Source organism: Hutsoniella sourekii ATCC 700629 (assembly GCF_000518205.1).
GTDB lineage: Bacteria > Bacillota > Bacilli > Lactobacillales > Aerococcaceae > Hutsoniella > Hutsoniella sourekii.
The window spans coordinates 77,168-102,666 of sequence record NZ_JADD01000009.1; the positions used below are offsets into that span (position 1 = coordinate 77,168).

Annotated in this window: 24 protein-coding genes; 4 read left to right on the forward strand and 20 right to left on the reverse strand. The window is 43.0% G+C overall.

Features of this window, described 5'->3' with window-relative positions:
* Window positions 1–37: 37 nt before the first annotated feature.
* The 8 genes from T408_RS0102130 to lspA all read right to left on the reverse strand — a co-directional run bounded on the left by T408_RS0102130 (window position 38) and on the right by lspA (window position 6,459).
* Entirely contained in the window at window positions 38–823 is a 786-nt protein-coding gene (locus tag T408_RS0102130; protein WP_028118480.1) for a ribonuclease HII, read from the reverse strand.
* On the reverse strand, window positions 816–1,685 hold the full coding sequence (gene ylqF, locus T408_RS0102135; RefSeq protein ID WP_028118481.1) for a ribosome biogenesis GTPase YlqF: 870 nt from the start codon (window positions 1,683–1,685) through the stop codon (window positions 816–818). The genes T408_RS0102130 and ylqF overlap by 8 nt, the downstream gene beginning before the upstream one ends.
* 157 nt (window positions 1,686–1,842) lie before the next feature.
* Window positions 1,843–3,282 (reverse strand): S41 family peptidase, encoded by a 1,440-nt coding sequence (locus T408_RS0102140; protein WP_028118482.1) that lies wholly within the window; start codon window positions 3,280–3,282, stop codon window positions 1,843–1,845.
* 12 nt (window positions 3,283–3,294) lie between these two features.
* Entirely contained in the window at window positions 3,295–4,020 is a 726-nt protein-coding gene (deoD, locus tag T408_RS0102145) for a purine-nucleoside phosphorylase (RefSeq protein ID WP_028118483.1), read from the reverse strand.
* An 11-nt stretch (window positions 4,021–4,031) separates the two neighbouring features.
* On the reverse strand, window positions 4,032–4,253 hold the full coding sequence (locus tag T408_RS0102150; protein WP_028118484.1) for a YozE family protein: 222 nt from the start codon (window positions 4,251–4,253) through the stop codon (window positions 4,032–4,034).
* 20 nt (window positions 4,254–4,273) lie between these two features.
* Window positions 4,274–4,972 (reverse strand): DUF2786 domain-containing protein, encoded by a 699-nt coding sequence (locus tag T408_RS0102155; RefSeq protein ID WP_028118485.1) that lies wholly within the window; start codon window positions 4,970–4,972, stop codon window positions 4,274–4,276.
* A gap of 99 nt (window positions 4,973–5,071) precedes the next feature.
* On the reverse strand, window positions 5,072–6,001 hold the full coding sequence (locus T408_RS0102160; protein WP_035419818.1) for an RluA family pseudouridine synthase: 930 nt from the start codon (window positions 5,999–6,001) through the stop codon (window positions 5,072–5,074).
* The gene (gene lspA, locus T408_RS0102165; RefSeq protein WP_028118487.1) at window positions 6,001–6,459 is read right to left on the reverse strand and encodes a signal peptidase II; all 459 of its coding nucleotides are present in this window, start codon (window positions 6,457–6,459) and stop codon (window positions 6,001–6,003) included. Before lspA ends, T408_RS0102160 begins: the two co-directional genes overlap by 1 nt.
* Before the next feature lie 128 nt (window positions 6,460–6,587).
* Between lspA and T408_RS0102170 the strand changes: the two genes are divergently transcribed.
* The 4 genes from T408_RS0102170 (at window position 6,588) to T408_RS12340 (ending at window position 10,205) form a co-directional block, all read left to right on the forward strand.
* The gene (locus T408_RS0102170; RefSeq protein ID WP_028118488.1) at window positions 6,588–7,226 is read left to right on the forward strand and encodes a YkyA family protein; all 639 of its coding nucleotides are present in this window, start codon (window positions 6,588–6,590) and stop codon (window positions 7,224–7,226) included.
* Between the two features lie 41 nt (window positions 7,227–7,267).
* On the forward strand, window positions 7,268–8,653 hold the full coding sequence (locus tag T408_RS10585) for a putative glycoside hydrolase (protein ID WP_051444739.1): 1,386 nt from the start codon (window positions 7,268–7,270) through the stop codon (window positions 8,651–8,653).
* Between the two features lie 125 nt (window positions 8,654–8,778).
* On the forward strand, window positions 8,779–9,366 hold the full coding sequence (locus T408_RS12335) for a helix-turn-helix domain-containing protein (RefSeq protein WP_028118489.1): 588 nt from the start codon (window positions 8,779–8,781) through the stop codon (window positions 9,364–9,366).
* Window positions 9,330–10,205: an IS3 family transposase gene (locus T408_RS12340; RefSeq protein WP_328285589.1), complete on the forward strand. Its 876-nt coding sequence runs from the start codon at window positions 9,330–9,332 to the stop codon at window positions 10,203–10,205. The genes T408_RS12335 and T408_RS12340 overlap by 37 nt, the downstream gene beginning before the upstream one ends.
* A 614-nt stretch (window positions 10,206–10,819) precedes the next feature.
* Here T408_RS12340 and T408_RS10590 read toward each other — a convergent pair.
* The 12 genes from T408_RS10590 to T408_RS12050 form a co-directional block, all read right to left on the reverse strand.
* Window positions 10,820–11,056, reverse strand: a complete 237-nt coding sequence (locus tag T408_RS10590) for a hypothetical protein (RefSeq protein ID WP_035419821.1) — start codon at window positions 11,054–11,056, stop codon at window positions 10,820–10,822.
* A 209-nt stretch (window positions 11,057–11,265) separates the two neighbouring features.
* On the reverse strand, window positions 11,266–11,478 hold the full coding sequence (locus T408_RS0102195; protein WP_028118491.1) for a hypothetical protein: 213 nt from the start codon (window positions 11,476–11,478) through the stop codon (window positions 11,266–11,268).
* Window positions 11,479–11,699: 221 nt separating this feature from the next.
* Window positions 11,700–13,136 carry a sugar transferase gene (locus tag T408_RS10595; RefSeq protein ID WP_051444740.1) on the reverse strand — a complete coding sequence of 479 codons (1,437 nt, stop codon included), beginning with the start codon at window positions 13,134–13,136 and terminating at the stop codon, window positions 11,700–11,702.
* A gap of 188 nt (window positions 13,137–13,324) precedes the next feature.
* The gene (locus T408_RS0102205; RefSeq protein WP_028118492.1) at window positions 13,325–13,510 is read right to left on the reverse strand and encodes a hypothetical protein; all 186 of its coding nucleotides are present in this window, start codon (window positions 13,508–13,510) and stop codon (window positions 13,325–13,327) included.
* A gap of 14 nt (window positions 13,511–13,524) precedes the next feature.
* The gene (gene secA2, locus T408_RS0102210) at window positions 13,525–15,894 is read right to left on the reverse strand and encodes an accessory Sec system translocase SecA2 (RefSeq protein ID WP_028118493.1); all 2,370 of its coding nucleotides are present in this window, start codon (window positions 15,892–15,894) and stop codon (window positions 13,525–13,527) included.
* The gene (gene asp3 / locus T408_RS10600) at window positions 15,875–16,357 is read right to left on the reverse strand and encodes an accessory Sec system protein Asp3 (protein WP_051444741.1); all 483 of its coding nucleotides are present in this window, start codon (window positions 16,355–16,357) and stop codon (window positions 15,875–15,877) included. Before asp3 ends, secA2 begins: the two co-directional genes overlap by 20 nt.
* Window positions 16,341–17,885: an accessory Sec system protein Asp2 gene (asp2, locus tag T408_RS0102220; protein ID WP_028118494.1), complete on the reverse strand. Its 1,545-nt coding sequence runs from the start codon at window positions 17,883–17,885 to the stop codon at window positions 16,341–16,343. Before asp2 ends, asp3 begins: the two co-directional genes overlap by 17 nt.
* Window positions 17,878–19,440, reverse strand: coding sequence for an accessory Sec system protein Asp1 (gene asp1, locus T408_RS0102225; protein ID WP_028118495.1), 1,563 nt, complete (start codon window positions 19,438–19,440; stop codon window positions 17,878–17,880). The genes asp2 and asp1 overlap by 8 nt, the downstream gene beginning before the upstream one ends.
* 44 nt (window positions 19,441–19,484) lie before the next feature.
* Window positions 19,485–20,747: an accessory Sec system protein translocase subunit SecY2 gene (gene secY2 / locus T408_RS0102230; RefSeq protein WP_028118496.1), complete on the reverse strand. Its 1,263-nt coding sequence runs from the start codon at window positions 20,745–20,747 to the stop codon at window positions 19,485–19,487.
* A 20-nt stretch (window positions 20,748–20,767) separates the two neighbouring features.
* A complete protein-coding gene (gene gtfB / locus T408_RS0102235) occupies window positions 20,768–22,111 on the reverse strand; it encodes an accessory Sec system glycosylation chaperone GtfB (RefSeq protein ID WP_028118497.1) in 1,344 nt (447 codons plus the stop codon).
* Complete coding sequence (gene gtfA, locus T408_RS0102240) at window positions 22,104–23,615, reverse strand: accessory Sec system glycosyltransferase GtfA (RefSeq protein WP_028118498.1); 1,512 nt, start codon at window positions 23,613–23,615, stop codon at window positions 22,104–22,106. The genes gtfB and gtfA overlap by 8 nt, the downstream gene beginning before the upstream one ends.
* A 129-nt stretch (window positions 23,616–23,744) precedes the next feature.
* Window positions 23,745–25,499: LPXTG cell wall anchor domain-containing protein (locus T408_RS12050; RefSeq protein ID WP_035419855.1), on the reverse strand; the 1,755-nt coding region annotated here is incomplete at its 5' end.

Consider the following 25,499-nt stretch of genomic DNA (forward strand, 5'->3'; position numbering starts at 1 on the left):
CCTCATCTAATAAATACACATTTTTTGCCAAATTACATTATTTTTCTTGATATTTCTGTGTCATCGACTTGATCGGTTCAAAGCTTTTCCGGTGCAAGGGGGTATAACCGTATTGGTCGAGGGCCTGTAGGTGTTCCTTGGTCCCATATCCCATATTCTTATCCCAGCGGTATTGAGGGTAAGATTGGGCATATTCAACCATCATTTGGTCACGGTGCTCCTTAGCCAAAATACTAGCTGCAGCAATGGATAAAGACCTTTGGTCGCCCTTAATAATAGCTGCTTGAGGAAGGGCAGATGGAATCTCTAGGGCATCAATCAAGAGGTAGTCGGGTTGGATAGATAGACCAGCCACAGCTTCCACCATCGATTGTTTGGTCGCTTCTAGAATATTCAACTGATCAATCTGATCAACGCTGTAGACCGAGATTGAATAAGCCAAGGCTTCTTGCCGAATAATCTCGGCAAAGCTGGCTCGCTTCTTAGCTGAGACTTGCTTGGAATCATTGATTCCGACAAAGGCAGTCGTATCTTGAGGTAGGATGACCGCGCAAGTTACCACTGGTCCAGCCAAGGGGCCACGACCGACTTCGTCAATACCAGCAATCAGCCGGTAACCCGCTTGGTGAAGATCAGTCTCTATTTGAAGCCGTGCCTGATGATCAGCTTGAAGCTGGGCTAGTTGGTCCAGTTGCCGGTACTTTTGCTGGAGTAACTTTTGGACGCCTGATCTGGGATCTAGGGCTAGCTCTTGAAGAAGGGATGCCTCCTTATTATTAATTAAGATTAGTTCCTCTTTAATTTGTGCAATGGTCTTATTCATTTACTTCGGTGTCCTTATCGGTTAATTCCAAACTAATAGCGCCTAATTTGCCTGATCGGAAGTCATTAATCAAGCGCAGACTGGCTTGGTCATAGTCCTCCTTGAGTCCCATCTTCTGGGTGATTAATAACAAGAGATCCACCTTGGATAGAGCTTCAACGTCTTCTGAACTGATCTTGTATCGTTGGCTAATGGATTCGGGGTAATGGTTTTGCAGGTGGTCCAGCAAGGATAAGGCTAAGTCATCCATATATAAGAGACTGTCCTTGATGGCTCCAGAGATGGCTAATTTAACACCAGTTTGCGGATCTTCGAACTTGGGCCAGAGGATACCTGGGGTGTCTAATAATTCGAAGTCACGGCCGATTTTGAGCCAACGTTGGGCTTTGGTCACTCCAGGTTTATTTCCCGTCTGGGCTTGGTTTTTGCCGACAAATCGATTGATTAAGGTGGACTTGCCCACGTTAGGTATACCTAGAATCATTAAGCGGATTGGACGATCTTTAACGCCCTTCTCTCTTTGCTTTTGGAAGTAGTCGCTCATCATCTCTTTCAGATAGTCCTGGACCTTCTTGATACCTTTGTTATGTTGAGCGTCAATTGCGATCGCTTCAAGACCCGATTGCTTGAAGTAATGAATCCAAGCTTGGGTGGCAGCTGGATCAGCCAAGTCGGCCTTATTTAAGACAACTAGACTCTTCTTGTTGCCAATAATCTCTTCAATGACAGGATTACGACTAGCCAAGGGGAGTCTTGCATCAACTAGTTCGATGACGATATCAACTAAGTTTAACTTTTCTTTGGCTTCCCGGCGGGCCTTGGCCATATGGCCAGGATACCATTGGATGTGGTGGTCAGACATAGTTTCCCTTCTTTCTCTTGATTTTTCTTTTGATACTTTTTGTTAATATAAGTGATTCTTGATCCTATTGCAAGTCCAGACAAAAATCAAGACCACCCAGCCTTCAAGCCCATCACTAGCTTCCTAGCTGGCTTGTCTCTGGGTGGTCTCAGTGATCTTACTGCTTGTCTAAGACTTCTTTAGCTGCTTGATATTGACGGTCATTAGCTTGTAGGTAGTCTCTAATTTCTTGGTAGAGTTCTGTTAAGAAAGCCTCATCTACTTGACCAGTAGCCTCTAGATCGTTGGCTTGTTGGAAGTCTTTGATCGCCGCTTCTAATTGGTCATCAAAGTAATCACTCTGATTAGTCTGATAGCCTAAGCGATCAAGAATCATAGCAATGGACTTGGTTTCAGGTGAACTCTTGCCCGCTTCAAGCTTGCTTGGATCACTCACAAGGAGGGCCTGGCTGACCGGATCCGCTTCAACGACTTGGGTGGGTTCAACCCCCTCCTCGTGGATCCATTGTCCAGTTGGGGTTAGCCATCGTGCGATGGTTAATTTCAATTCACCCAGATCGTTTTGGGTCAAGATGGTTTGAACGGAGCCCTTGCCAAAGGTTTGCGTCCCCACCAAGTCATGGTCAGTATTTTCCTTGATGGCTGCTGCTAAGATCTCAGAGGCACTGGCAGAACCTTCATTGACCAAGAGAACATAAGGTTCAGTGATCTTGAAGTCACCATATTCCTTCTGATCCGCCTTGTAGACGGTTGGATCTTGATGGCCGTCATCCGTCTGCATTAAGACTTGACCTTCTTCAACAAACATATTGGCAACTTTTAAGGCCTGGTCCATCAGACCACCCGGATTGAAGCGAACATCGAAGATGAACTTCTTTGCTCCCTTCTCTCTCAAGTCTTCAACGGCTGCCTGAAGTTCATCACTGGTGGTGCCGCTGAACTGGTTGATTTGAACGTAGCCCAAGTCCGAGTCATCCTCATCAAGCTGGCCCTTGACAGAATGAATCGGAATTTCTGCTCGCTCTAACTCTACTTCAAAGCTATCTGAACCACGTTGCAACTTAAGCTTGACTGAACTACCCTTAGGCCCTCGAATCAAGCTGACCACTTCCCCGGTGTCCATACCGGTTAATTCCTGACCATCCGCTTCAAGGAGAATATCATTGGGTTGAATGCCTGCTTGACTGGCTGGTGTATCTTCAATCGGACTAATCACGACAATCTGACCATCGCGAGAAGCGATTTGAATCCCGACTCCTTCGAAACTGCCATCAATATCATCATCAAAGGAAACAGATTCTTGCTTGTTTAAGAATTCAGAATGAGGGTCCCCCAGCGCTTGAACCATCCCCTTCATGGCCCCTTCTAACAAGTCTGTCTTATTGACATCCTCGATATAGAAGTGTTGGATGGTGGCATTCAGATCCGACAGCATCTGGAAGTCTTGCCCTGTTAGTGATTGAACATTGGAATCGGAAGCAGGACTCGGAGCTAATAAATGATAGCGGGCAGAGTAACGGCCCGCTAGAAAGATCGCAAAGGCAAGGATGAGAACGGTCAATCCTTGCACCAAGCGTTTCATGGTTTTATTTTTCATAGAGTGCCCAGCTTACTTTTCTTGAAGTTTGACTACAGTTTCTAGGGCTACTTCCATCATTTGAGTGAAGGTGTTTTGACGTTCCTCACTCGTAGTCTCTTCTCCGGTTAAGATATGGTCACTAATAGTCATCATGGCTAGCGCTTGGCGGTGGTGCTTGGCAGCCGCTGCATAAATACCGGCAGCTTCCATCTCAACCGCTAGGACACCGTAGTGAGCCAATTTCTTAAGGTCTAGTTCTTCGTTGTAGAAGCGGTCAGAACTAAGGACGTTTCCAACAAAAACCTGGTCAGCATCCAATAATTCCATCGCTGTATGATAGGCCGTATCTAGCACCTTGAAGCTAGCAATCGCTGAATAGGAGACTTGACCATTGAAGATATTAGTTAAGACACTGGAGTCCGTGGTCGCTCCTTGGGCAATCACAATATCGCGGATATGGACATCTTCTTGAATCGCTCCAGCAGATCCAATCCGAATAATCGTTTCAACATCGTATTCCTGGAAGAGTTCTTCGGCATAGATCATAGCTGAAGGAATCCCCATCCCTGATCCTTGAACAGAGATCTCCACGCCCTTATAAGTTCCAGTGAAGCCAAACATATTACGAACGGTATTGTATTGACGAACATCTTCTAAGAAATGATCGGCTATAAATTTTGCCCGCAATGGATCTCCTGGAAATAAGACTGTTTTGGCGATATCGCCTTTCTTTGCTTCAATATGTGGTGTTGCCATCTATATTCCTCCTAAATTTTTTCTAACTGGTAGCTTTGCCAAACATCATCAAATACCACCATCAAACTCCCGTAATCAGGATGCGATTCCATATACTTACTAATCTCATCAAAGTCGTCACTATGCTTGGGAAAACCCGTATCCTTTACCGCAATATTAGCAAGGCGCGCCTTGGGACTGCGGTCTTCCGGATTGGCATAGCGTCTTAAGAATTGATAGAAATTCAAATTCATAGGCGTCGGTCCTTTCTCCCTTAATCACTTAAGTAATGCTTATTCAAGGATAAGCGATTACCCCGGTCATAACCATCCATATAAGCATCCGTTTCCTTGGATAATCTAGGGCTTTCAAAGGCCAGCGAGCCGTTAATCTCCCGGTTGAACTTATCCACCACTTCCTGAGGTGTCATGATCATCAAGGCGTATTGCTCATTTTCTTGGGCCATTTCTTTTCTTTGTTGGTCGAACTTATGGTCCAGCCCGTCCATGAAGCCTTGGTAATAAGACTTACGTAACTGGCTGTCGGTGGCTTGATCTTCTTGATGAGCCTTAATGAAGTGAGAAGCATAATACTTCATCGATTCACTCGCCAAGTGGAAAACCTCATAGGCCAGGTCGACATCTTCTTGATAACCCATCAGGACCAACTTGCGTTGGACCGACTTCTGATGAGGCAGGCGGTTGGATTGAATATAGAACATCACGCGGAAGTTCTCGGCAATAATTCGAACCAGAATCTTCTCCCACCAGAATATCCGTTTGTAGACCGATAAGGACCGGATGACAATCTCATTGGAGCCATCCTGGCTGACTTGGTCTTGGGAGATCTTGTACTTGAGCATCAACTTTTGGGCCATTAAGAGGGCCGTCTGACTCTCTTCATCCCCGCCACCATCTTCTGCCAAGCTCAAGAGGTTGCGTATCTTCATTAGAATCTTCTCATTAGCATCCATCTTGAATCCCCCCTTCAAACTGTTAATTATTATACCATAATACCTAGTCCCACTTCACGTCAAAAACAATAAACCCGCCCAATTATAGAAGTCTAACCCCTAACGACTTCTTAACTGCTCCAACAAGGCTTGAAAAGCAGGCGGTAAGTCGCTAGTAAAGGTCATCGCTTCTCCCGTTCGCGGATGGGTAAAGCTCAAGGTCTTAGCATGCAAGTATTGCCCCTCATGAAGGCGGGTTAAAGGGGTGCTCTTCATCTGATGGATCCCCTCCCGGTAGACCGGGTCACCCACAATCGGATGACCAATGTATTCCATATGCACCCGAATCTGATGGGTTCGTCCAGTGGCTAGTTCTAATTCCAATAGACTAGCTTGAGGAAAAGTCTCTAAGACTTCAAAGCAAGTCTTGGCGTACTTACCCTCGGGATCCGCTCCAAACTTCAAGCGATTGTGCTTGTTGCGACCAATCGGCACCTCAATCACGCCGGATTGATTGGCCAGGCTACCGTAAACCAAGGCAAAGTAATGCCGCTTAACTTCATGGCGACTGATCGCTTCAGCTAGAGCTTGATGAATCTGTCGATTCTTAGCCACCACCAACAGACCTGAGGTATCCTTATCAATCCGGTGGACAATTCCTGGACGAATCGACCCTTCAAATTCCCCTTTCAAGGATTCGAGGTGATGGACAAGACTATTGACCAAGGTTCCAGCTGGGTGCCCCTTGGAAGGATGAACCACCAGGCCAGCTGGCTTATTAACCACTAATAGATCCGCATCCTCATAGACAATATCCAAGGGCATAGCTTGAGCTTCAATCTCCAATTCTTGCTCCGGAAGAAGAGTCACTTGAATGGCCTCCTGGCCGGTCAGCTTGTAGTTGGCTTTTTGAGAGGCTTGGTCTACTAGGACTAGCCCCTCCTTGATTAATTCTTGAACTTGCGAGCGACTATAACCTGCCATCAGGTCCGTTAAGACCTTATCCAGGCGGCCCTTTTGCCCGTCTAATTGATAATCTATTCTCTCCATTAAATAACCTCCTCATCCCAATCCAATACAACAATCAACAACAACAAGACCGCCCCTAAACAGACGAAGGAATCCGCCAAGTTAAAGACTGGAAAGTCTATAAAGGACAAGCGGATCATATCGATCACATAACCATGAAGCAGGCGGTCAATCAAGTTACCACTGGCCCCACCCACAATCAGACCATAGGCCAAGAAAGAAATGGGCTGGAGGTCTTGGGACTTTTTCCATAAATGATAACAGATTAAGCCAATAATCAATACAGAAACTATAATCAGACCTCCTGTCTGATTGGCTAGCATTCCCCAGCTGGCTCCTGTGTTCTGCAAGTAGTACCAGTCGAAGACGCCGGGCCAGGCTTGTAGGTGACTATGAAGGGGGATCACCTGGACCGTCCAGTACTTCAAAGCCTGGTCCATGAGGATACAAATAATGCTGGTAATCAGTGCTATAATCATGTCAAGTCACATCTTTCTAATTCGTTATATTTATTTGAATTACAAGTACAGTTATTATATACTAAGTAAAGTTATAAGAATCAAGAACTAATCACATTTCTGTGAAAATCTATTTACAAGGAGTAACTATGAAAACGATTATCAAACGCTTAGTTATCCTGAGTAGCCTAATTCTCTTAGTTGCTTGTGATAATACGCTCCAACGAACGGACCGATTAATCTCGCTCGTTCAAGAAAATGTTACCCAGCTAGTCAACCAGCTCAATGAAATTCAATTGGCTGAATCCGACTTACAAGCTGACTTTGAAGAAACGCTTCACGCTCAAGGAGACAAGCTCACTTCCTTTGCCCAAGGAGATGCTAAGGTCTACCAGAACATCAAGAGGCGTCAAGACCACTTGCGTAAGCTAGAAGAACTAACCGACCAACTGGTTGAATATGCTGAAGAGTTCACCAAGCAAGCCAATAAGTCTAACTTGCCTGTTGCTGATAGCCAACGCACGGTTGACTTGATGGTTCAACTGGCTGATGACTTAACCACCTATAATGAGGATTACAAGCACAGTCTAACGCTAGAAGAACAGACCTATCAATCCATTGCCAGCCCGGAGATGGACTATACCAAATTCTTTGGCGTCTTTGACAATGTCCAAACCTTACAAACAACCAATCATATTAATCTTGAGCGTGTCCTGTCTCATTTCGAGCCAATTAACACTCAACTCATTAATTTTAAGGTTTATTTAACGAATTTACAAGAAGACTAATTCAACCAGTCAACTCTGATAAAAGGATCGGTATTTAATCTATGAATTTAACAATCAACAAACGAGCTTGGCGGTCTGCTGCCCTAGCGGCTACTTGTCTAGCCTTCTTGACGGCCTGTCAAGGAAGTAAGTCCAAGCCTGAAGAACAGCACCAAGATCTGCCCAAGGTAGAGAATAAATATGATGACAAGACGCGCGTTGACTTCTATAACCGGGTCGCCCAAGATAATGCGGAGCGCTATGAAGGGCTTGTCTTATCCAACAAACCTATATTGACCCAACCGGACAAACTCCCTCAAGGTCTCTATTATGACTCAGGAATCCATATTGAATACCCTGAAGATGGGGTCAAAGGGGTCTACTTAACGGCAGATAATGTCGCCAATGAGGAATACTTGAACTACATCATTGACTACATCAACAAGACAGACCTGAACGCAGTAGTTATCGACTTCAAGGATGACCATGGTAATATTGTTACCCCAGTGGATTCAGATAATTCCTTGATCCAAGAAAATGTTCTCAATGCTGTCGACCTACGCCCTGTTCTCAAGAAACTCGAAGAAAATAATATCTATCCGATTGCCCGGATTGTTACCTTTAAGGACTACCTACTATCCTCGGCCCGCCCTGACCTCTCCTTCCACAGTCAAGAGACAGGGGAGATATGGGAAGATGGTAACGGCGCACGCTTTACCAACCCCTTCAACAAGGAAGTCTGGGACTATAACGTTCAGATTGCGATTGAAGCGGCCAAGATGGGCTTCAAGGATATTCAATTCGACTATATTCGCTTCCCTGAAGGCTTCGAGACCTTCGCTGATGAGATTGAATATGATATTGGAGACTACCAAGCCTATCTAACAGATGATCCTGAGAAGAAGGGTTATGAACGGGTGGCAGCTATTAACGATTTCCTTGTCTATGCCAACCAACGTCTCGCTTCATACGGTGTCGATCTAAGTGCCGACGTCTTTGGTTACACGGCGATTGCCGGAGATGCCCCTGACGTACGTGGTATCGGTCAAAACTTTGCCCAAATGGCGGAACGTGTGGATGCTATATCTTCAATGATCTACCCTTCTCACTGGGGAACGGCCTTCTTTGGTTATGAATGGCCAGACTTATATCCTTATGAGATAGTAGATGAATACATGCAGCACGAAATTCCAATCTTGGAAAACCTTGACAGCCCCGTGACAAGTCGTCCTTGGCTACAAGACTTTACCTTAGCTGGTGCCCCGGGTACTTACTTGGAGTATGGTCCAGAAGAAGTTCAAGCTCAGATTAACGCCCTCTATCAACATGGCATCCATGAATTCCTACTATGGAACGCCCTGGGAGAATATACCGAAGGTGTAGACTACTCACCAGATATTGAGCCTGGCAGCTTGACTCCAGAAGATAGCCAATCACAAATTCAATAAAATTAAAGTCTATTAATTGACTTCATATAAATTCAAAAATAAAGATTCCCTCAGCTGATGTCCTAGAATTATGAACTGACCCCCTAAAGTTGGACCAAGAAAATCCAACTTTAGGGGGTATTAGTATGGCTAAATATAGTTTAGAATTTAAAATAAAAATCGTCGCTGAATATCTTTCTGGTACTATTAGTTTAAAAGCACTAGCTAATAAATACCATTTTAAATCAACCAAGCATATAAGAATATGGATCAATGCATACCAAACTTTAGGTATTGAAGGTTTAAAACGTTCTCGCAAAAACAAATCATACAGTGTAGAATTTAAGTTAAAGGCAATTATGATGTATGAGACTAGCGAGAAATCCTATCAAGACCTAGCGAATGAGTTGGAGCTAAATAATCCAACTCTCATTACCAGATGGCATCGGGAGTACCGAAATAATGGGATTGAAGGGCTTTCTCGTAAACAAGGGAGGCCAACAATGTCTAAAAAGAAAGAGTCTAAAAGCCAAAAGCAAAGCGTTTCTCAGCCACTAAAAGTAACGGATCTAGAACAAGCAAACAAGCGAATTGAAGAACTTGAATATGAACTCAAGATGCAAACGATAAAAAATAAATACTTGGAAATGCTAAGGAGCTTGCGGATTCAGAAAACAACGAAGACAAAGCAAGAATCATCCACAAGCTCCGACAAGAAGAAAAATATACCTTAACTGAGATTCTTGCGGCGATCAACTTCCCTAAATCCACTTATATGTACTGGCAGGCTCAATGGAACAAGCCAGATCCAGACCAAAAAATTAAAGATGAAATGTTGAGTATTCGTGAGAAACACCCAAATTATGGTTACCGTCGGATACATGCAACGCTTATTAAAGATGGTTGGGTAATCAACCGAAAGAAAGTCCAACGTCTCTGTCAAGAATTAAACATTCAAGTTAGAAATTATGGTCGAAAATATCGCAGATACAACAGCTATAAAGGCGTCGTAGGACAGATTGCACCCAATCGAGTCAATCGCCAATTTGACAGCTCTGTCCCCTATCAAAAGATTACAACTGATACAACTGAATTCAAGTATTACGAAGAAGATGCTTCTGATAAGCTTCGAGTTAGAAAGCTATATTTAGATCCTTTTATGGATTTATATAATTTAGAAATTATTAGTTTTAGAGTTTCTCACCAACCGAATAAGGAAACGATGCTTAAAGCATTAGAAGAAGCGATTGAGGCTTCAAAAATCTGTGCTTATCGGCGAACCTTCCACTCAGACCGTGGATGGGCTTATCAAATGAAGGATTATCAGACGCTATTAGAAGACCATCAGATATTTCAAAGTATGTCACGCAAAGGTAACTGCTATGATAATGCACCGATAGAGAATTTCTTTGGTGTGATGAAACAAGAGATGTATTATGGAAAAGTTTATCGAAGTTACAAGGAATTAGAACAAGCTATCATTGATTATATTCTTTACTATAACGAGGAGCGAATTAAAGAGAAATTGAATTGGCTAAGTCCTGTTGAATATCGAAAAACACAGGCTGCTTAAGAGATAACTCTTGAGAAAATAAAAAGAGAGACAAACATAGAATTATGTCTATCTCTCTGGTCCAACTTTTTGGGGTCACTATATTATCAACGGACGGCTAAGGGAATTTTTTGTTTTATTTGTTAGTTTCACTTTCTTAAAATAAGCGTAATTAGTAGGAATCGGTTTGATTGATCTTTACTCAATGGGTTGACGCTAACTAGGCTTTCACCCTGGTTATAACTAAAATGACTACAGTCCAGAGCAACTGTTACACGCTTAATGATTCAAAGCCTAGAACCACCCATCCAATAGATCAACCCCCACTTGAATCGGTGGTCTATAACTAAAGCCAGAAACGCTCACCTTGCAGAGAATGACAAGGAGAAAAACAATGAGAATGACAATGACAATGTAAATGACAATGAGAATGAGGTATCGGGCCCCGAATCGGAGACCGAATCACTCAGAGCCCTGAAAGTTACCCGTTCGGCAAGTTTAAATTAAGGGGATTATAATCCCTTAATTATTTTTCCAATTTGGGTGACATATTTGGAATTTATTTTGTGTATAGGTATGAGAGTACATATTAGCATAACTCCTAAATCGAGAATCTAATCCGAAAAATTGCCCTACTAACTCTGAGAATCTATCTCTAACAAATCCCTGAGTTCTGCTTCTGATAGCTTGGTCCATTTCATTAAGGTGTCGATGTCTGCCCCATTCTCTAGCATTTGATGAACTAAGTCTTTGATACCAAGTTCAGCCCCTTGCTTTCTACCCACTTTAATTCCTTGTTCAATCCCTCTTCGCTCTACTTCGTGTAGATAAGCCTCGGCGTTCGCTCGTTTATACTCAGCTTGGGTAATCATATCCATCTCCTCCTGTTCGATATTGACTCGACTGATGACATAATTATGAGCGATATCAAGTCTATAGAATCATATTATCCAGAGGAATATAAGATTCGGTAATTTGGTTAAATAGGGTAACACTTTGCTAGGGAAAAGTTGTGTATAGGTATGAGAGTACATATTAGCATAACTCCTAAATCGAGAATCTAATCCGAAAAATTGCCCTACTAACTCTGAGAATCTATCTCTAACAAATCCCTGAGTTCTGCTTCTGATAGCTTGGTCCATTTCATTAAGGTTTTGATGTTTGCGCCATTCTCTAACATTTGATGAACTAAGCTCCTAGCACCTTGCTCGATCCCTTGCTCAATCCCTCTTCGCTCTACTTCATGTAGGTAGGCCTCGGCGTTCGCTCGTTTATATTCAGCTTGGGTGATCATATCCATCTCCTCCTGTTCGATATTGACTCGGCTGATGACATAATTATGAGCGATATCAAATCTATAGAATTATATTATCCAGAAGAATATAAAATTCGGTAATTTGGTTAAATAGGGTGACACTTTGCTAGGGAAAACTTGTGTATAGGTATAGCGGTCCGTTCTTATAGATAAAGCACTGATATAAATTAAAACTAGAAAAACCTCAAATAGTATTTCCTCTACTCAATTAAATCCCTGATTCTCTCAACTAGCATGCTGACCTGAGTTTTATCAAAAACATTGGCTGAAGGACAAAGCTTCAAGTTCTTAACAGTTTCTGTGAAAGCTAAACAATTAAGATTACGTGCATTAGCCATTGCTAAACCCGAATACACTTCCGGACCGTAGCCTATATCTAAATAAAAATCACATTTATCGAGTAATTGAATAGCAGTTTCTCGACTTCCTGCCTCGTAGAGTGAAACATTAGAATATCGACTGAGTTCATGGACACCAGCTGCCATTAAAGTAGGGGCCATAATATGAAAATTAAAATCACTTAGACTCTCAAGTAAATTTTCAATACTCTCCATCTGGTGGGTAGAGATGAATATGGCAATTTCCTTTCGGCCTAAGTTTTTACGCAGTTTACTTGGCTTAGCAGACAACTGAGGTAACTTATTAGTAAGGGTTTGAAACATGGTCTCAGTTAGCAACCTTTGGCTAAAATAGCCCTGACTAATCAGTGGCCGAAAATCAGCAACGTTCTTAACTAAATTTAAGTAGTCTTGGTTGCTTAATTGATTAATGATTTGTTCAGCTTCTTCTAAATTATTTATAACATATCCCAAACCATTATCAATAATAATATCCTTATTTGATAAACTTGCGGGAATAAAAACAGGAATTCCAGCTAAAAGATAAGTGGATAGTTTGTGGGTAATACACAATTTAAAATAATCATCTATATATTCTGAATCGGTCCACACAAGACCGAATCCCCCTTCGGATAATCGACTCAAAAGAGTGTTATTAGCTAACCAACCATTGAGGTGTACATTTTCTGGTAAAGATCCTGAGTCTCCTCTTGAATAGACTTCCAAGGGTGTAGTCAAAGACCAATTTTTCACAAAATCAAATTTTTCGATATCTCCAGCAAAATGAATGACTTTATTGAACTGAATATTTCCCGGTTGAAAGGTAGATAGTTGATCCCACATTTTTTGAATTAAGATTTTTTCAACTGTTACACCTTCCAATCTCAATCGATCAGCCATTGCTTGGGATGGCACAATCAATAGATCAGCTTGATTATAAAGCTCGACGTATTTGGACATTAAAAAATAATTGCTAGGAAACATTATTGGAGGGATATCATGAATAAAGATGGCTATTCGACACTGGAGTCTTCTTAATTTAGCGACCATCTCTTCTTCAAGTAAAAAATCATTCCAGGTGGGTAATTGAACAACCACTAAATCTCCTCTTGATACACCGGCCAAAATACCATCTAATCTAGCACTCAGTTCACCATCGGTATCGCTAGATACTTGATAGGCATATATAGCTAATTCATTGAATCCCATTGACTTAGCCACATCCATTACCGTATGCTGAGAAATTTGAGCGGTACTAGATTGTGCGTGACCATGAAGTACGGTTAAATGTTTACGCATAATGATTCCTTTCAGTTCTTCAAATGATAATAATTAAGCAGAATTTAAATATCGATCATGATGATATGAAACACATCAAATTTAGTATACGAGCCCCATGACACTAATACTTAACAAATTTTTGAATACATGATCTGTTGATTCCGAATGAGACCTTACCATTAAAATTTAAGATTACATATATCTTTCTAGAAAAATCTCAATAAATTAAATAATAAGCCTAAAATTATTGAAGCCGCCATGAAGATACCTAATAATTTCCCTAACCGGGTAAAGAAGCTGTCTGGCTCCTTGTCGTTGGATATTTTATTACGCTGAGCATCCATCTGGACATCAATGACTTGTTGAAGTGGGTTCTTCTCTTCTTTCTTCATCCTTAACTCCTCTCTTAGGCAAAGTAGACAACCAGTTCACCGTCAGAATTCGTCGATATCTCACTTAAGCATAAATAGCGGACCATAGCCTGCTTGATCTTTAACTGCATTTGTTTGTAGGCTTTAACCGCTTCTTGCTGGTATTCATAGATCGGATTACGTTGGGCAGAAGACCGCATCTGAACCACTTGTTTGTATTGCGACAAGTAATCCACTTCCTCAATCCAATTCTCATCAATCGACTTCAAGGCACACTTCAAGATAAAGCTATCAAATGACTTTTGAGGGACCGTTTGACCCTTTAGATTAATGACCTGATTAAACAAATCCATTAAGACATCCTCCAAGGAAGCCCTTGATCTATATCTTCGTTCAAGAAGATTAGGGTCAACCTGAAATGACAGGTTATCATAAATAAAGCGTTCAATCTCCCCTACTGATGGATCAGGATGTTTGTCCAGAAAGGCTTGGACCACTTCTAAGGCAAAGGCTTCGATATCAATGGTCTCCCTGCCTTGTCCCTCTTGTAATTGGCGTCTAGCCTGGTAGACAATTTCTCGTTGAATCCGTAAATTTTCATCGAACTCCAAGGAGTTGCGTCTAGCTGCCTCACCGGAACTATCGGAGGCAGATTGAGCACCATCAAAAACGTGTTGATATTTCCGATTGGATAAGGGTTCAAAGCTTGCCCGATAATCCGGATGGTCAGCGATAGTAAAGCGGTGCTCTTCAGCCGCGAACTTAATGATCAACTCATCTTCTAGACAAGCAAAGAACTGACTCATTCCTGGATCTCCTTGACGACCGGCCCGACCTCTAAGTTGAAGGTCAATCCGTTCACTCATCATCCGTTCGGTTCCGATCACAGCCAATCCACCCAGTTCTTCCACACCAGGTCCTAACTTAATATCGGTTCCTCGTCCAGCCATGGAGGTGGCCACCGTGACCGCTCCTAATTGCCCGGCCTCAGCGATGATCGCCGCTTCCTTGGCAGCATTATAAGCATTCAAGACCGAATGTGAGATCCCCTCACCCAATAATAAGTTAGAGTAAAGCGCTGAGACTTCCACTGAGCCCGTCGCTAATAAGATCGGTTGCCCTGTAGCATGAATCTCCTTGACAAATTCCAAGGAAGCCGCCATCTTCTCAGGGAAAGTCCGATAGAATATATCTGGGTGGTCAACCCGTTGGTTGGGGCGGTTGGGTGGAATTTGGACCACAGTCATATTATAGGTTTCGTTGAATTCACCATCTGCTGGCTTGCCGGTACCGGTCATTCCACTCATCTTGTCAAATAGTTTGAACAAGTTCTGATAAGTAATGGTAGCCATAGCACGTGTCGCTTCGGACAAGTCGACCCCTTCCTTGGCTTCAATCGCTTGATGAAGGCCGGATTGAAGTTTAGTTCCATGAAGAACTCGGCCATTTCGTTCATCAACCAACTTCATCTCCCCATCGGTTACAATATATCGGTTATCAAATTCATAGAGCTGATTGGCCATTAGGGCTAGTTGGATATGGCGAACTAATTCGAAGTTGCCCGGGCCGTATAAGTTATCAATTCGAAAATACGCCTCAGCTGCCTTGACTCCCGGTTTTAGAAGCCAGACGGCATCTTTTTCTTCTGTAACTTCAAAGTCTGTTGCCGGATCCAAGGTCTCCACGAACTTCTGGGTCATGGCGTAATAATTGGACTGGGTCCTTGGAGCTCCTGAGATAATCAAGGGAGTCGTCGCTGAATCCATTAAGATCTCATCAATCTCATCAATCAAGACGTAATTCAAGGGACGCATATAGCGACTCTCAAGACTATCAGCCAGGTTATCGTTCAAATAGTCAAAGCCTAAAGCCGAATGTGTCGTATAGATAATATCAGAATGATAAATAGCTCGCTTCTCTTCTGGGCTAGGGGGCTCTTCATCCTCAGCGGGTCCAACACCTGAAGCGGTGGTTAGACCCAGCCAATGGTAGACCGGGCCCATCTCTTCTAAGTCACGCTTGGACAAGTAGTCGTTTACAGTAATTAAGAAGGCACCCTTTCCTTCCAAGGCATTCAAGTAGATAGGCATAGTTGCGGTTAAGGTCTTCCCTTCACCGGTCCGCATCTCAGCCACATTCCCTTGATGCATGACAATAGCCCCCATGACTTGAACATCATATGGGTACATTCCCAGAACCCGCTTATCTGCTTCCCGAACCACAGCATAAGCCTCAACTAGTAGACTATCCAAGCTTGCTCCCGCTTGAAGCCTAGATTGGAATTCTTGAGTCTTGCCTTGCAGGTCACTATCTGACAGCTTAGCCATCTGAGGAGCTAGGGCATTGATTTGCTTCAATAAGCGACGAACGGGTCGCAAGCGCCAATTATTCAAAAAGTTGGACATCCATTCGCTCCTCTCTAGGTTCTTCATTCAAGCAAATACTATTAAAAGTAAATGCCACACAGCCAGCACTAAATAAACTCATGTGATAATAATAAGTTCCCAGAGGCACTTGGAAGTCCTCTTGCCCATCCTTTACATAAACAGCTTGAATTAGATTATCATAACGATCATAGAAGCTTAGTTCGACGAAGACCGATTCCTTGGGTTGACAAGTTAGGTGGGCTTCCAGGTGGTAGTGTCGGCCCGGAATTAACTGAATCAGTTCACTCCCTTGACGATTATGGAAAAAGTTACTACCAGAGGTCCAAGTATGGATTCGTTTACCCGATGGCAAGAGTTCATTTTCGAAGCGAACCTGTCCTGAATCCATAAAGTCCACTTGAGAGCCATGCATATAGGTACTAGGCTTAATGTAATGCCACTTGATCTCCTGTAACAAAGACGTCTTACGCTTCCCGATCATCAAAACTCTCCTTTAACACTTGTTTGAAATATTGCACAAAATAATTAATCCGCGTCCCTAAATTATCTGTATGTCGCCCAGGAATCGCCTTACCAATAATCTTAACAGCTTGCCCCTTAAAAATCTGGAGCAATTGGTCATAACCATCATTATCGTAATCATCTTCAGTCATATAGACAACTCGAAAGCTAGTCCCATCAAAAGCTCCCCGTCTTAAATGGGCATAAGTCGCCTCATCAAAAGCATCACGAGCCTCTTGGGAGATCCCACCAGCAAGCTTCAGCATCATATCAAGACTCGTCTCGAAAGAATCCGGACGCTTGAGACGTAAATTTCCAGCAATTTGACCCAAACTGACCAGTGGGGTTCCTAGGACAATGGAATGAGGATTTAACTGGGCACCATAATACAAGGCACCATAAGTTCCCATGGATAAACCGGCCATCACCAATTGACGATTAGTGTAACCAAGTTTCTCCATGATCTGACGAACGTATTGCAATAATAGGTGTTCTAATTCATCTGATCCCCGGTAGAAGGACCCCCCTTCCAATCTTGGATCTGTTACTAGAATAAAGGGATGATCAAAGCCTTTCATCATCCACATACCCTCATAACCTTCAGCCGTCCGGTAACCCGAGAAGTAGATATTAAGGGGTGGCTTGAGGTTGCCTGGATGGAAATAAACGGCTAATTCTTCCCCTTGACTGTCAATCAAACGCTCCCCACCTAAGACATACATTCCGTATTTACCGCGTGAGAATCGCATATGTAATTGCTTCAGGTGGACCGTTCCTTGCCCTTTAACAAATAGAGAAAAGAGGATGAGCCCCCCTTCTGAATAATCACAAAAGATAGGATAGGGACCTTCTAATAAATAGTGCTTTTGTGATTGAATCTGACCCGTTGAATGGGGAATAAAGGTCACTTCAAGTAACAAATCAACGGAACCCTCTTGGGCGTATTCCATCCAGAATTCTAATGGAGCCCCAGCATCATAATATTGACCGTATTGATAACTTCCAAGTGGTCGCCATTGATCGCCAAAGTCATCCGTAATCGACAAGGATACATTCCCCTTATAAGAGGCTTTATTTCGAAGATCTTCTTGAAGGATCAACGTTCGCATCTCCCGCCGTTCACCGTATTGACCGTCGAAGAAGAAGCGAATAATGTCTTGAACAATCGCTTCTTGTTGCTGATTGTCGAAGAGGCGAATTCTTAAGTATTTGAAGACAGGATCAAATAACTTTTGATAAGTCTTGACAACACCAGACTCAACTAAATAACTATAAGGCTCAGCTAGACCCTTAATTACTTCCGGCTCACTTACTCCCTCAAGGCTAGTAATCACTATCCCATTAAAGTACGGGAATCGGTCATGCTCTTCTTGATAAGCTAATAAGTAAGCTTCCAATTCAGATGAGGGAACATACTCCCACTTTACATCCGGGCGGTGAGAAAATAAGTCTGCCCAATTATCAACACTCTTGCCTATTTGAAGCATCTTAACGCGTGCATTAGCCATCTACTTCCCCCTTTAATAAGGCCTTCCAGGTCTCAACGAGTTGTCCTGAATAATAAGTATTGATTTTATCCACACAGTGAACCAAGGATTGGTTCCAATTCTTTAAGCCCTTTAAGAAATAATCCAGCGCTTGGTCTAATTGGTCTAAGTTATTAACTAGATAGCCATTTTCTTGATGGGTGACATAAGCCGATTCATAACGAACCAGTTGCGGAATGCCGGTTGATACTGCTGCAATTTGGGTATACAAGTCCGCTGGATCCCCTAGATCGATGACCAACCGAGCGTATTCCATCGCCTTCATCAGATCATTCTCACTGGAGAGAATCACTGCTTCTACATAAGATTCCTCATCTTCACTCTCCTGCTTATCGGCAAAGTCTTCCACATCTGTAAGTGCTGGAATCTCATGGAAATTAGCTTGAGCTTGATTGGCAAGAGACTCAACTGTCTCTTGATCGATTGCCCCAGAGAGGTCCGTGATGAGCTTCACCCGTAACTGATCGTCCTGCTTCATGCGCTGAACCAGATGATCTAACACTTCTTGTAAATAGGTTGGGCTTAACCCATCAACCTTTAATAGGAGAATCGATTCTTCTAATCGCTGACTCTTACCTAATTGTAAACGCGTATCAAACGGGGTTACTGAGTAAATGGCTAGATCATGATGATTCTGATCATCAAGCTGGTCTTGAATCAAGGGTTTAGTGGACTCCCGGTCCGTAACCAACAGGGACAGAGCATCCATTTCGCCCTCAGTTAAGTCTACTTGGTAGCTAGGATTACGCAATTGAAATAGAGACAAGGCCACTGAATAATCTTGAGCCTGATTCAATAGTAAACCATTGTGATGAGGATGACTGGCTATAACCAGAGAATCTTGTCTCGATAAACGCCTTGGAAGCTCCTTATGAATCACTTCTTCAATAAGCTGGCTCATGGAAGTATAAGTAGACGCTTCTAAGTGCCGACTCGCTTCACCCGTGACCTGCACCTGCCCATTTAATCGGTCATCTCGGATAACAACTTGACCCTCTCGGTCTAGATAGTCATCATGACTTAAGTGATCCTCCTGGAAATAGCGAATCCGTGATAAATAGCCCCGATCATCATACTCATGATAAGCAATCTTTTGACCCGCATGGAAATAATCAATTCCTGTCAGATAACCCATTTCACTGAGATAAACTTGCGCATACAGGTCTCCCTGATGTATCACCCGGATAAAATATTGCATAAAAAGAAAATTTGCCTGCTCTGGCCAATCAATCTGCCAGTAATTAAGTGGAATGGTATGTTGATGATCAAACCCCTGCAATTGGTCGAATAAAGACCAGTAAGCTACCCCTGTTAATTCATGGCGATGTAAGAAGCTTCTCAAGAAGGGCTGGTAGTTCAAGACCATAATTTCAATGGCCTCACCGGCTTCTTGAAACATTCGCAATTGATTGACTGTATCATCAAACTCTAGAAAGCCCCTCCTCAAGGAGGAACCATCTAGGCGGTCATACCAATTTCCTTGAGAGGGGTACCAGGCAGTAATAAAGCGATACATATTCAATAGCTCCTTTCTTACATGTCCAGATAAATCTTAAGAATTTACAACAAGGGGCCATATTGACCTCTTTGATAGTAGGCTCGCATCTCTAGTACAACCGAGATCATAATTCCCCCCACAATTGAGATGGAACCGGGTAGAAAGAGAATCTGCTGATATTCTGGATAAATCACACCAAATAACATCGGCCCACCAGCAACAATCGTCAAAAAGACCGCTCCGATTAACGATAATCGTAAGACCTGTCTGGATAAGAAGTATTCTGTTGGCCGACCGGGCCGAATCCCCAGAATATAATCCCCAGATCGCTTCAACTGATCCGTCAGTTCTGACGGGTTAACATTAACAAAAGCCATCAGAATCGATAGACCAAATAAAGTTCCAAGATAGAGTAAGACTCCTGTCCAGGAAGTCATCTCCAAACTCGACCGAGTCGCTTGGATCCAATCCTTAGGTCCAATGACCAGTTCAATAGCCGCTAATAGATACTGCGGTAAAGCGAGAAAAGTCATCGCATACATAATTGCCATTCCTCCTGAAGGATTGAGTTTGATAGGTAAATAATTCTTCTCATTATACTCGCTATCGATCATAATTCGATTCAAAGGAATGCGAAGCTCTGCTAATTCAAAGATAATGGTTCCCATGAACGAGATAACCGCCAGAAGTCCCAGAATTAATAACACGCGAATCTCTTGGCTCGAGGCGATTGATGAAAAGTAGTCACGGTAAATCTCTGGCGAGAAGGCATAACGTGAGATAATACTAATACAAATAAAGACTGTAAATTGCCCAAAGCCATGCTTGGAATTTTGAAAGCCCAACCATATGGTAAAGAGCGATCCAGCAAGTAAGAATAAGACCAATAAGGCCTGCATCCAATTGATACTACCAATAATTCCGGCGCGAGTGACTTGACCTAATTGATAACTTGCTACAATCCCCATCGCTTGAATCAAACCAATCACTAAAGTTAGTAGGTTCTGAAGACGTCCGGATTGTTCCATCGATAATTTCTTCCGCTTGAACCAGTCACTCATAGAGACAAAGCGCCATATCATCATCGTGGACATATAGGGTCCAACCCCTAGAGTCACTAGACTACGAGTCGAAGCATCCCCACCAGCAGCCATCATGGCATAAGACATGAAGTTATTCATCTCTTGGCGAGGAATGGCTTGTTGACCGACAAAGGGTAATGGAATATTTCGACCTAAAATATAGATCATTAAGATCCCAAGGGTAAATAAACTTTTGCGACTAATTACCCGAAAAGAATAACTTTTGGAAAGTTCTGAAATCATAGTCTCCCCTTTCAAGTTGTTTACCTATTAGCAGTTATATCCTGCCAAGCCGCCTGGAAGCTCTCAGGAGTCAGACAGTTAGAAGATCTTACTTGTTCATCCAAGGCTTGCCAATAGGCCTGTTCATCAGCTAACAGACGATGAAGCTTGCTAATTAAATCTTGGTAGTCATCACTAGCATAGCAATTGGCTGGATCTAGATAGACAGTCTGATGCTGAGTCTCCTTAAAAGCGAGAACTAAGGCTTGATATTCGAAGGCCGCTCTAACCGCTTCGACAATCTCATTACCATGGTTAATATCTAAATAATAAGCCGATTGACGCAATAACTGCTTAATCTTTGCCATGGGCGCGCTCGGATACAGACTAACATTCTCGTAGGCATCAAAGTTCATTAACTTATTCGACATCTCAGTAACCGCAGCAATATGGAAATGAAGGTCTGGTAACCCCTCCACAAGTTCTTCTAATCGCTCAATCTGATCCGAATTTGTAAGGATCAGGGCATCCTTGGTCATTCCTTGGCGCTCTATAAATGGATAGAGATAGCCTAATGGATAGACCTGGTCGCTAGCTAATGCTTGACCCTCGGATAAGGCTAATAATCGTTGATAGGTCTCTTGATCCGGCACAACGATTCGCTTTGCACGTGGTGTTTCTTCCTTGAAGATTAATTGCATATTACCAGGAATTTCTCCGCCCAGAGGTTCTTGCCAGACTAAGATATCCTCAGCACGTGCCGGCAATTGGTGGGAGACAAAGAATGGAGTCGATAAGGAGTTGATAATCATCCCTTGATCCAATAATTCCAACTCTTCTAAGAAGTGACAGATAAAGCTTGCCTTATTGGCAAAAATTTGCAATTTCCCATCTTGCAACAGTTCAATTTGGCCACTGGTTAAGTGTTCGATCAGGACTTCCTGGCCCTTGATATCAAAGTAAGTCTTAACTAGGGCGTGGCCTTGACTGCTATAGGACACCGTTGCAAAGTGACGACCATATTGATTATAGCAATCCGACCAAGCGACCTTACCTGCCTCATCATACCAGTCCACATTTTGTACAAAACGACTATTGGATCCAGGATTATTATAATAAATAGTGCCCTTCAAACGATGGTAGTCCTTAATTTGAGCAGAACTACTCGTTGCATGGACCTCCCAGCGATCAGGAATCTGAACTTGATTAAAGTACAAGGGAATACCTGTCTCCTCCCCCATATAATAGCGATAAGGAGATGTCACTCCTTCAGGCAGGAATCCGTCTTCGTTTATGACAATCGTTGGATAATCAAAGCCAGCCCGCTTCAAGGACTGGTGTAGGTCCCGGCTTAAATCATGATACTGATCAAATAAATTAAACATGGGACTCCTCCTTAATTAATGCTTGCCACTGCTTAGCAACTTCTTCATCTAAATAAGCCTCAGCAATCTCATAAGAATGTTTGGCCATCTGCTTGTGGTCAGCTTCTTGGAAATAGCGCATAATTGCTTGAGTGAGATTAGCTACAATTTCTTCTTTCTCCATTGTATTCTCATATGGCAACAGGTAACCATTCTCTTCATGATCAATAAAGGTCGGGTTGCCATAAGGTACATCTAAGCCGATCATGGCTAGTCCGGAAGCAATTGCTTCGAGTAAGGTTAAGCCGAATCCCTCACTGGTTGAAGCCGTTAAATACAAGTCATAATTCTTATATACATCTTCCAAATGATGGTGGCCCTTCAAGCGGATGTACTCATCTGCACCTAACTTAGTAATTAACTCCTGTAAATAGGCCTTCTTACCCCCTTCGCCATAGATATCGAACTGAATAGAAGGAACTTCTTGATGAGCTTGGGCAACGGCTTCAACCAGCCAATCAATATGCTTCTCAGAAGCCAACCTTGAAGCTGTCATCATACTCGATTCCAAACGGTCGCCTTCCGGCTGTCTGACTTGATCGACACTCCCTACCGGAATGACATATATCTTAGGTTCTACGCCTAAATAATGTTTGAACTGACTAGCCAACACTTCCTTTTGAAGGGGCGTAGACACTAAATAAAAATCAAACAAATCATAATTAGTGAATTGATATTCATAATAATTATTCCAGAGGATATAGTTGTCATTCGCCTGATCTGGGGAATAATGTTCCGCATGAACAACAACACCAATACTAGCGCCATTACTATGAGAGACTAGCCCCTGAGCGGTGCCCGTTCCCCGGTCCAAGAGAATAACGTCATCTGAAGCAAAGCCTATCTTCTCAAAGAAATAAGCATGGAACTCCTCATTCGAATAAAGAATCCGATCGGGCATCTTAAAGGTTACTTGGTCACCATTCACATACTGCTCATAAGCAACCGTCCGGTCCCGATTCAAGAAACGGCGCAAACGAACTTGAGCCGATTGATCCTTAATCTCAAAGTATTCGACCAAGAAACAAGTGTCCGTATAATATTCTTTACGAACTAATTGATTATTATAGACAAATTCAACCCGGTCCACCTGATCAGATCCAGCTTGACTCAAATAACAACGAGCAAATTGGCGACCAGAATCATAGACCAGTCTAAGCACTTGATCATTGTCCTGAACCTGCTCTTCTACTGGGTAAGCCAGTGAAGCAATGACTTGGTCCACTCGATAAGTCGTTGGCCCAAGTGGAATATCCGTGAAATATAGATAAGGCCATAAGATATCCTCATCCTTGAAACCTAAGTTACGTGTTAAATGACAAATATTCTCATTCAAAATCAGATCCATAAAAATATAATTAGCTGGTTGATTGATTTGTTGAAATAATTGATTGCGGTACTTCTGGGAGTATTCTACCCCACTACTCGACCAACCAATTCCTAGATTAATACTATATACAGTCATAATCGTCCCCTCTATGAACTTTACTCTATCTCTAGAATACAGTCAAAACAAGCAGTCTTGACTGCATTCTAAAAATAAAGCTGAAGAAGAAAGACGAATCTTTCTTCTTCAAGCTTAAATATTTAAGGATTATTGATCATCCTTTTTGCGACGTTTAGAACCAAAGATTCCTAGACCACCTAGAGCTGTTAAGAATCCACCAAGTGACCATGGACTAGTCATTTCACCCGTCTCTGGTAGACTTGATTTTTCTGCAGAGGCAGTGGCTGAAGCTTGTGGCGCCTTGGCCTCCACAACTTTAGCTGATGGATCCTGAACATTTGTGGCAGAGGATTCGATAGCTCCTGCATTATCTGCACCTTGTTGGCCTCTATTAGGATCTAGATCCCATGGATTAGGTGCTTGAGAATGCGATGGAGTCGCTGATGATGAACTAGATTCGCTAGCACTTGTACTTGGTGCTGTGCTTGTACTTGCGCTTTCGGTTGTACTTGTACTAGTAACAGCTGATTGGCTAGTTGATCCGGCTGATTCAGAAGAGCTATCAGACGTGCTTTGGCTTTCAGCTGCTAGAGATTCTGAGATAGAAGCTGATAGTGATAGCGAGAAGCTTTCAATATCAAATTCTGGTAATTCAGATTCAATCCAACCAGCACCATGTGAATGAACTTCTGAAGAGGATTGTGAGTCAGAATCAGAAGATATAGCTGATTCTTGACTAGCTCTATCAGACATGAGACTGGCGATAACTGACGTCTGTTCAGAAATAGTAGCTGATTGATCTTGGCTAGTTGAAGCCTGAGCAGAAGCTGCTTGAGAAGCTTCTAAGCTGGCACTTAGACTAGCTGATTCTTGCAAGACATCAGATTGAGAATCCAAGACTGATAGTGATTCATGCATTGAAATCTCTTGAGACATCGCTGCACTCATACTACGTAATTCGGATTGTTCAGCGGATTGAACTAGACTCATTGACTGAAGTTCTGATGCAAATTGAGAATCAGATCTTGAGTCTAATTCAGACAAGGATACATGCGTACTTATTGTCTCAGACATTGCTACTGACAAGCTGTGCGCGCTAGCAGACATGGCTTGAGATAAGCTATGAGCTGATTGACTTGCAGCCACTGATGCACTATGAGCTGATTCAGAAGCGACCACTGACAAGCTGTTGGCTTGACTTAAGTCTTGTGAAGCAACTTGTGACAAACTCTTAGCTGTACTTAGCTCTTCAGATGCTACAGCAGAAGCACTTCTTAATTGACTAATCTCTTGAGAAATACTAGTCGATTGGGATGCACTCTCAGAGCTTGAGACTGATTGCGATGCGGACGCTGATTCAGACGCGCTTGTTGAGGCGGAGGCTGATTCAGACGCACTTGCTGAGGCGGATGCTGACTCAGACGCACTCGTTGAGGCGGAGGCTGACTCAAACGCGCTTGTTGACGCGGAGGCTGATTCAGACGCACTTGCTGAGGCAGATGCTGACTCAGACGCACTCGTTGAGGCGGATGCTGATTCAGACGCACTCGTTGAGGCGGAGGCTGACTCAGACGCGCTTGTTGAAGCAGATGCTGACTCAGACGCGCTTGTTGAAGCAGATGCTGACTCAGACGCGCTTGTTGAGGCAGATGCTGATTCAGACGCACTTGCTGAGGCGGAGGCTGATTCAGAGGCACTTACTGAAGCAGATGCTGATTCAGACGCACTTGTTGAAGCAGACGATGACTCAGATGCGCTTATTGAGGCGGAGGCTGATTCAGACGCGCTTGTTGAAACAGACGCTGACTCAGATGCGCTTGTTGAGGCGGATGCTGACTCTGAGGCGCTCGTTGAGGCAGATGCTGACTCAGACGCGCTTGTTGAAGCAGATGCTGATTCAGA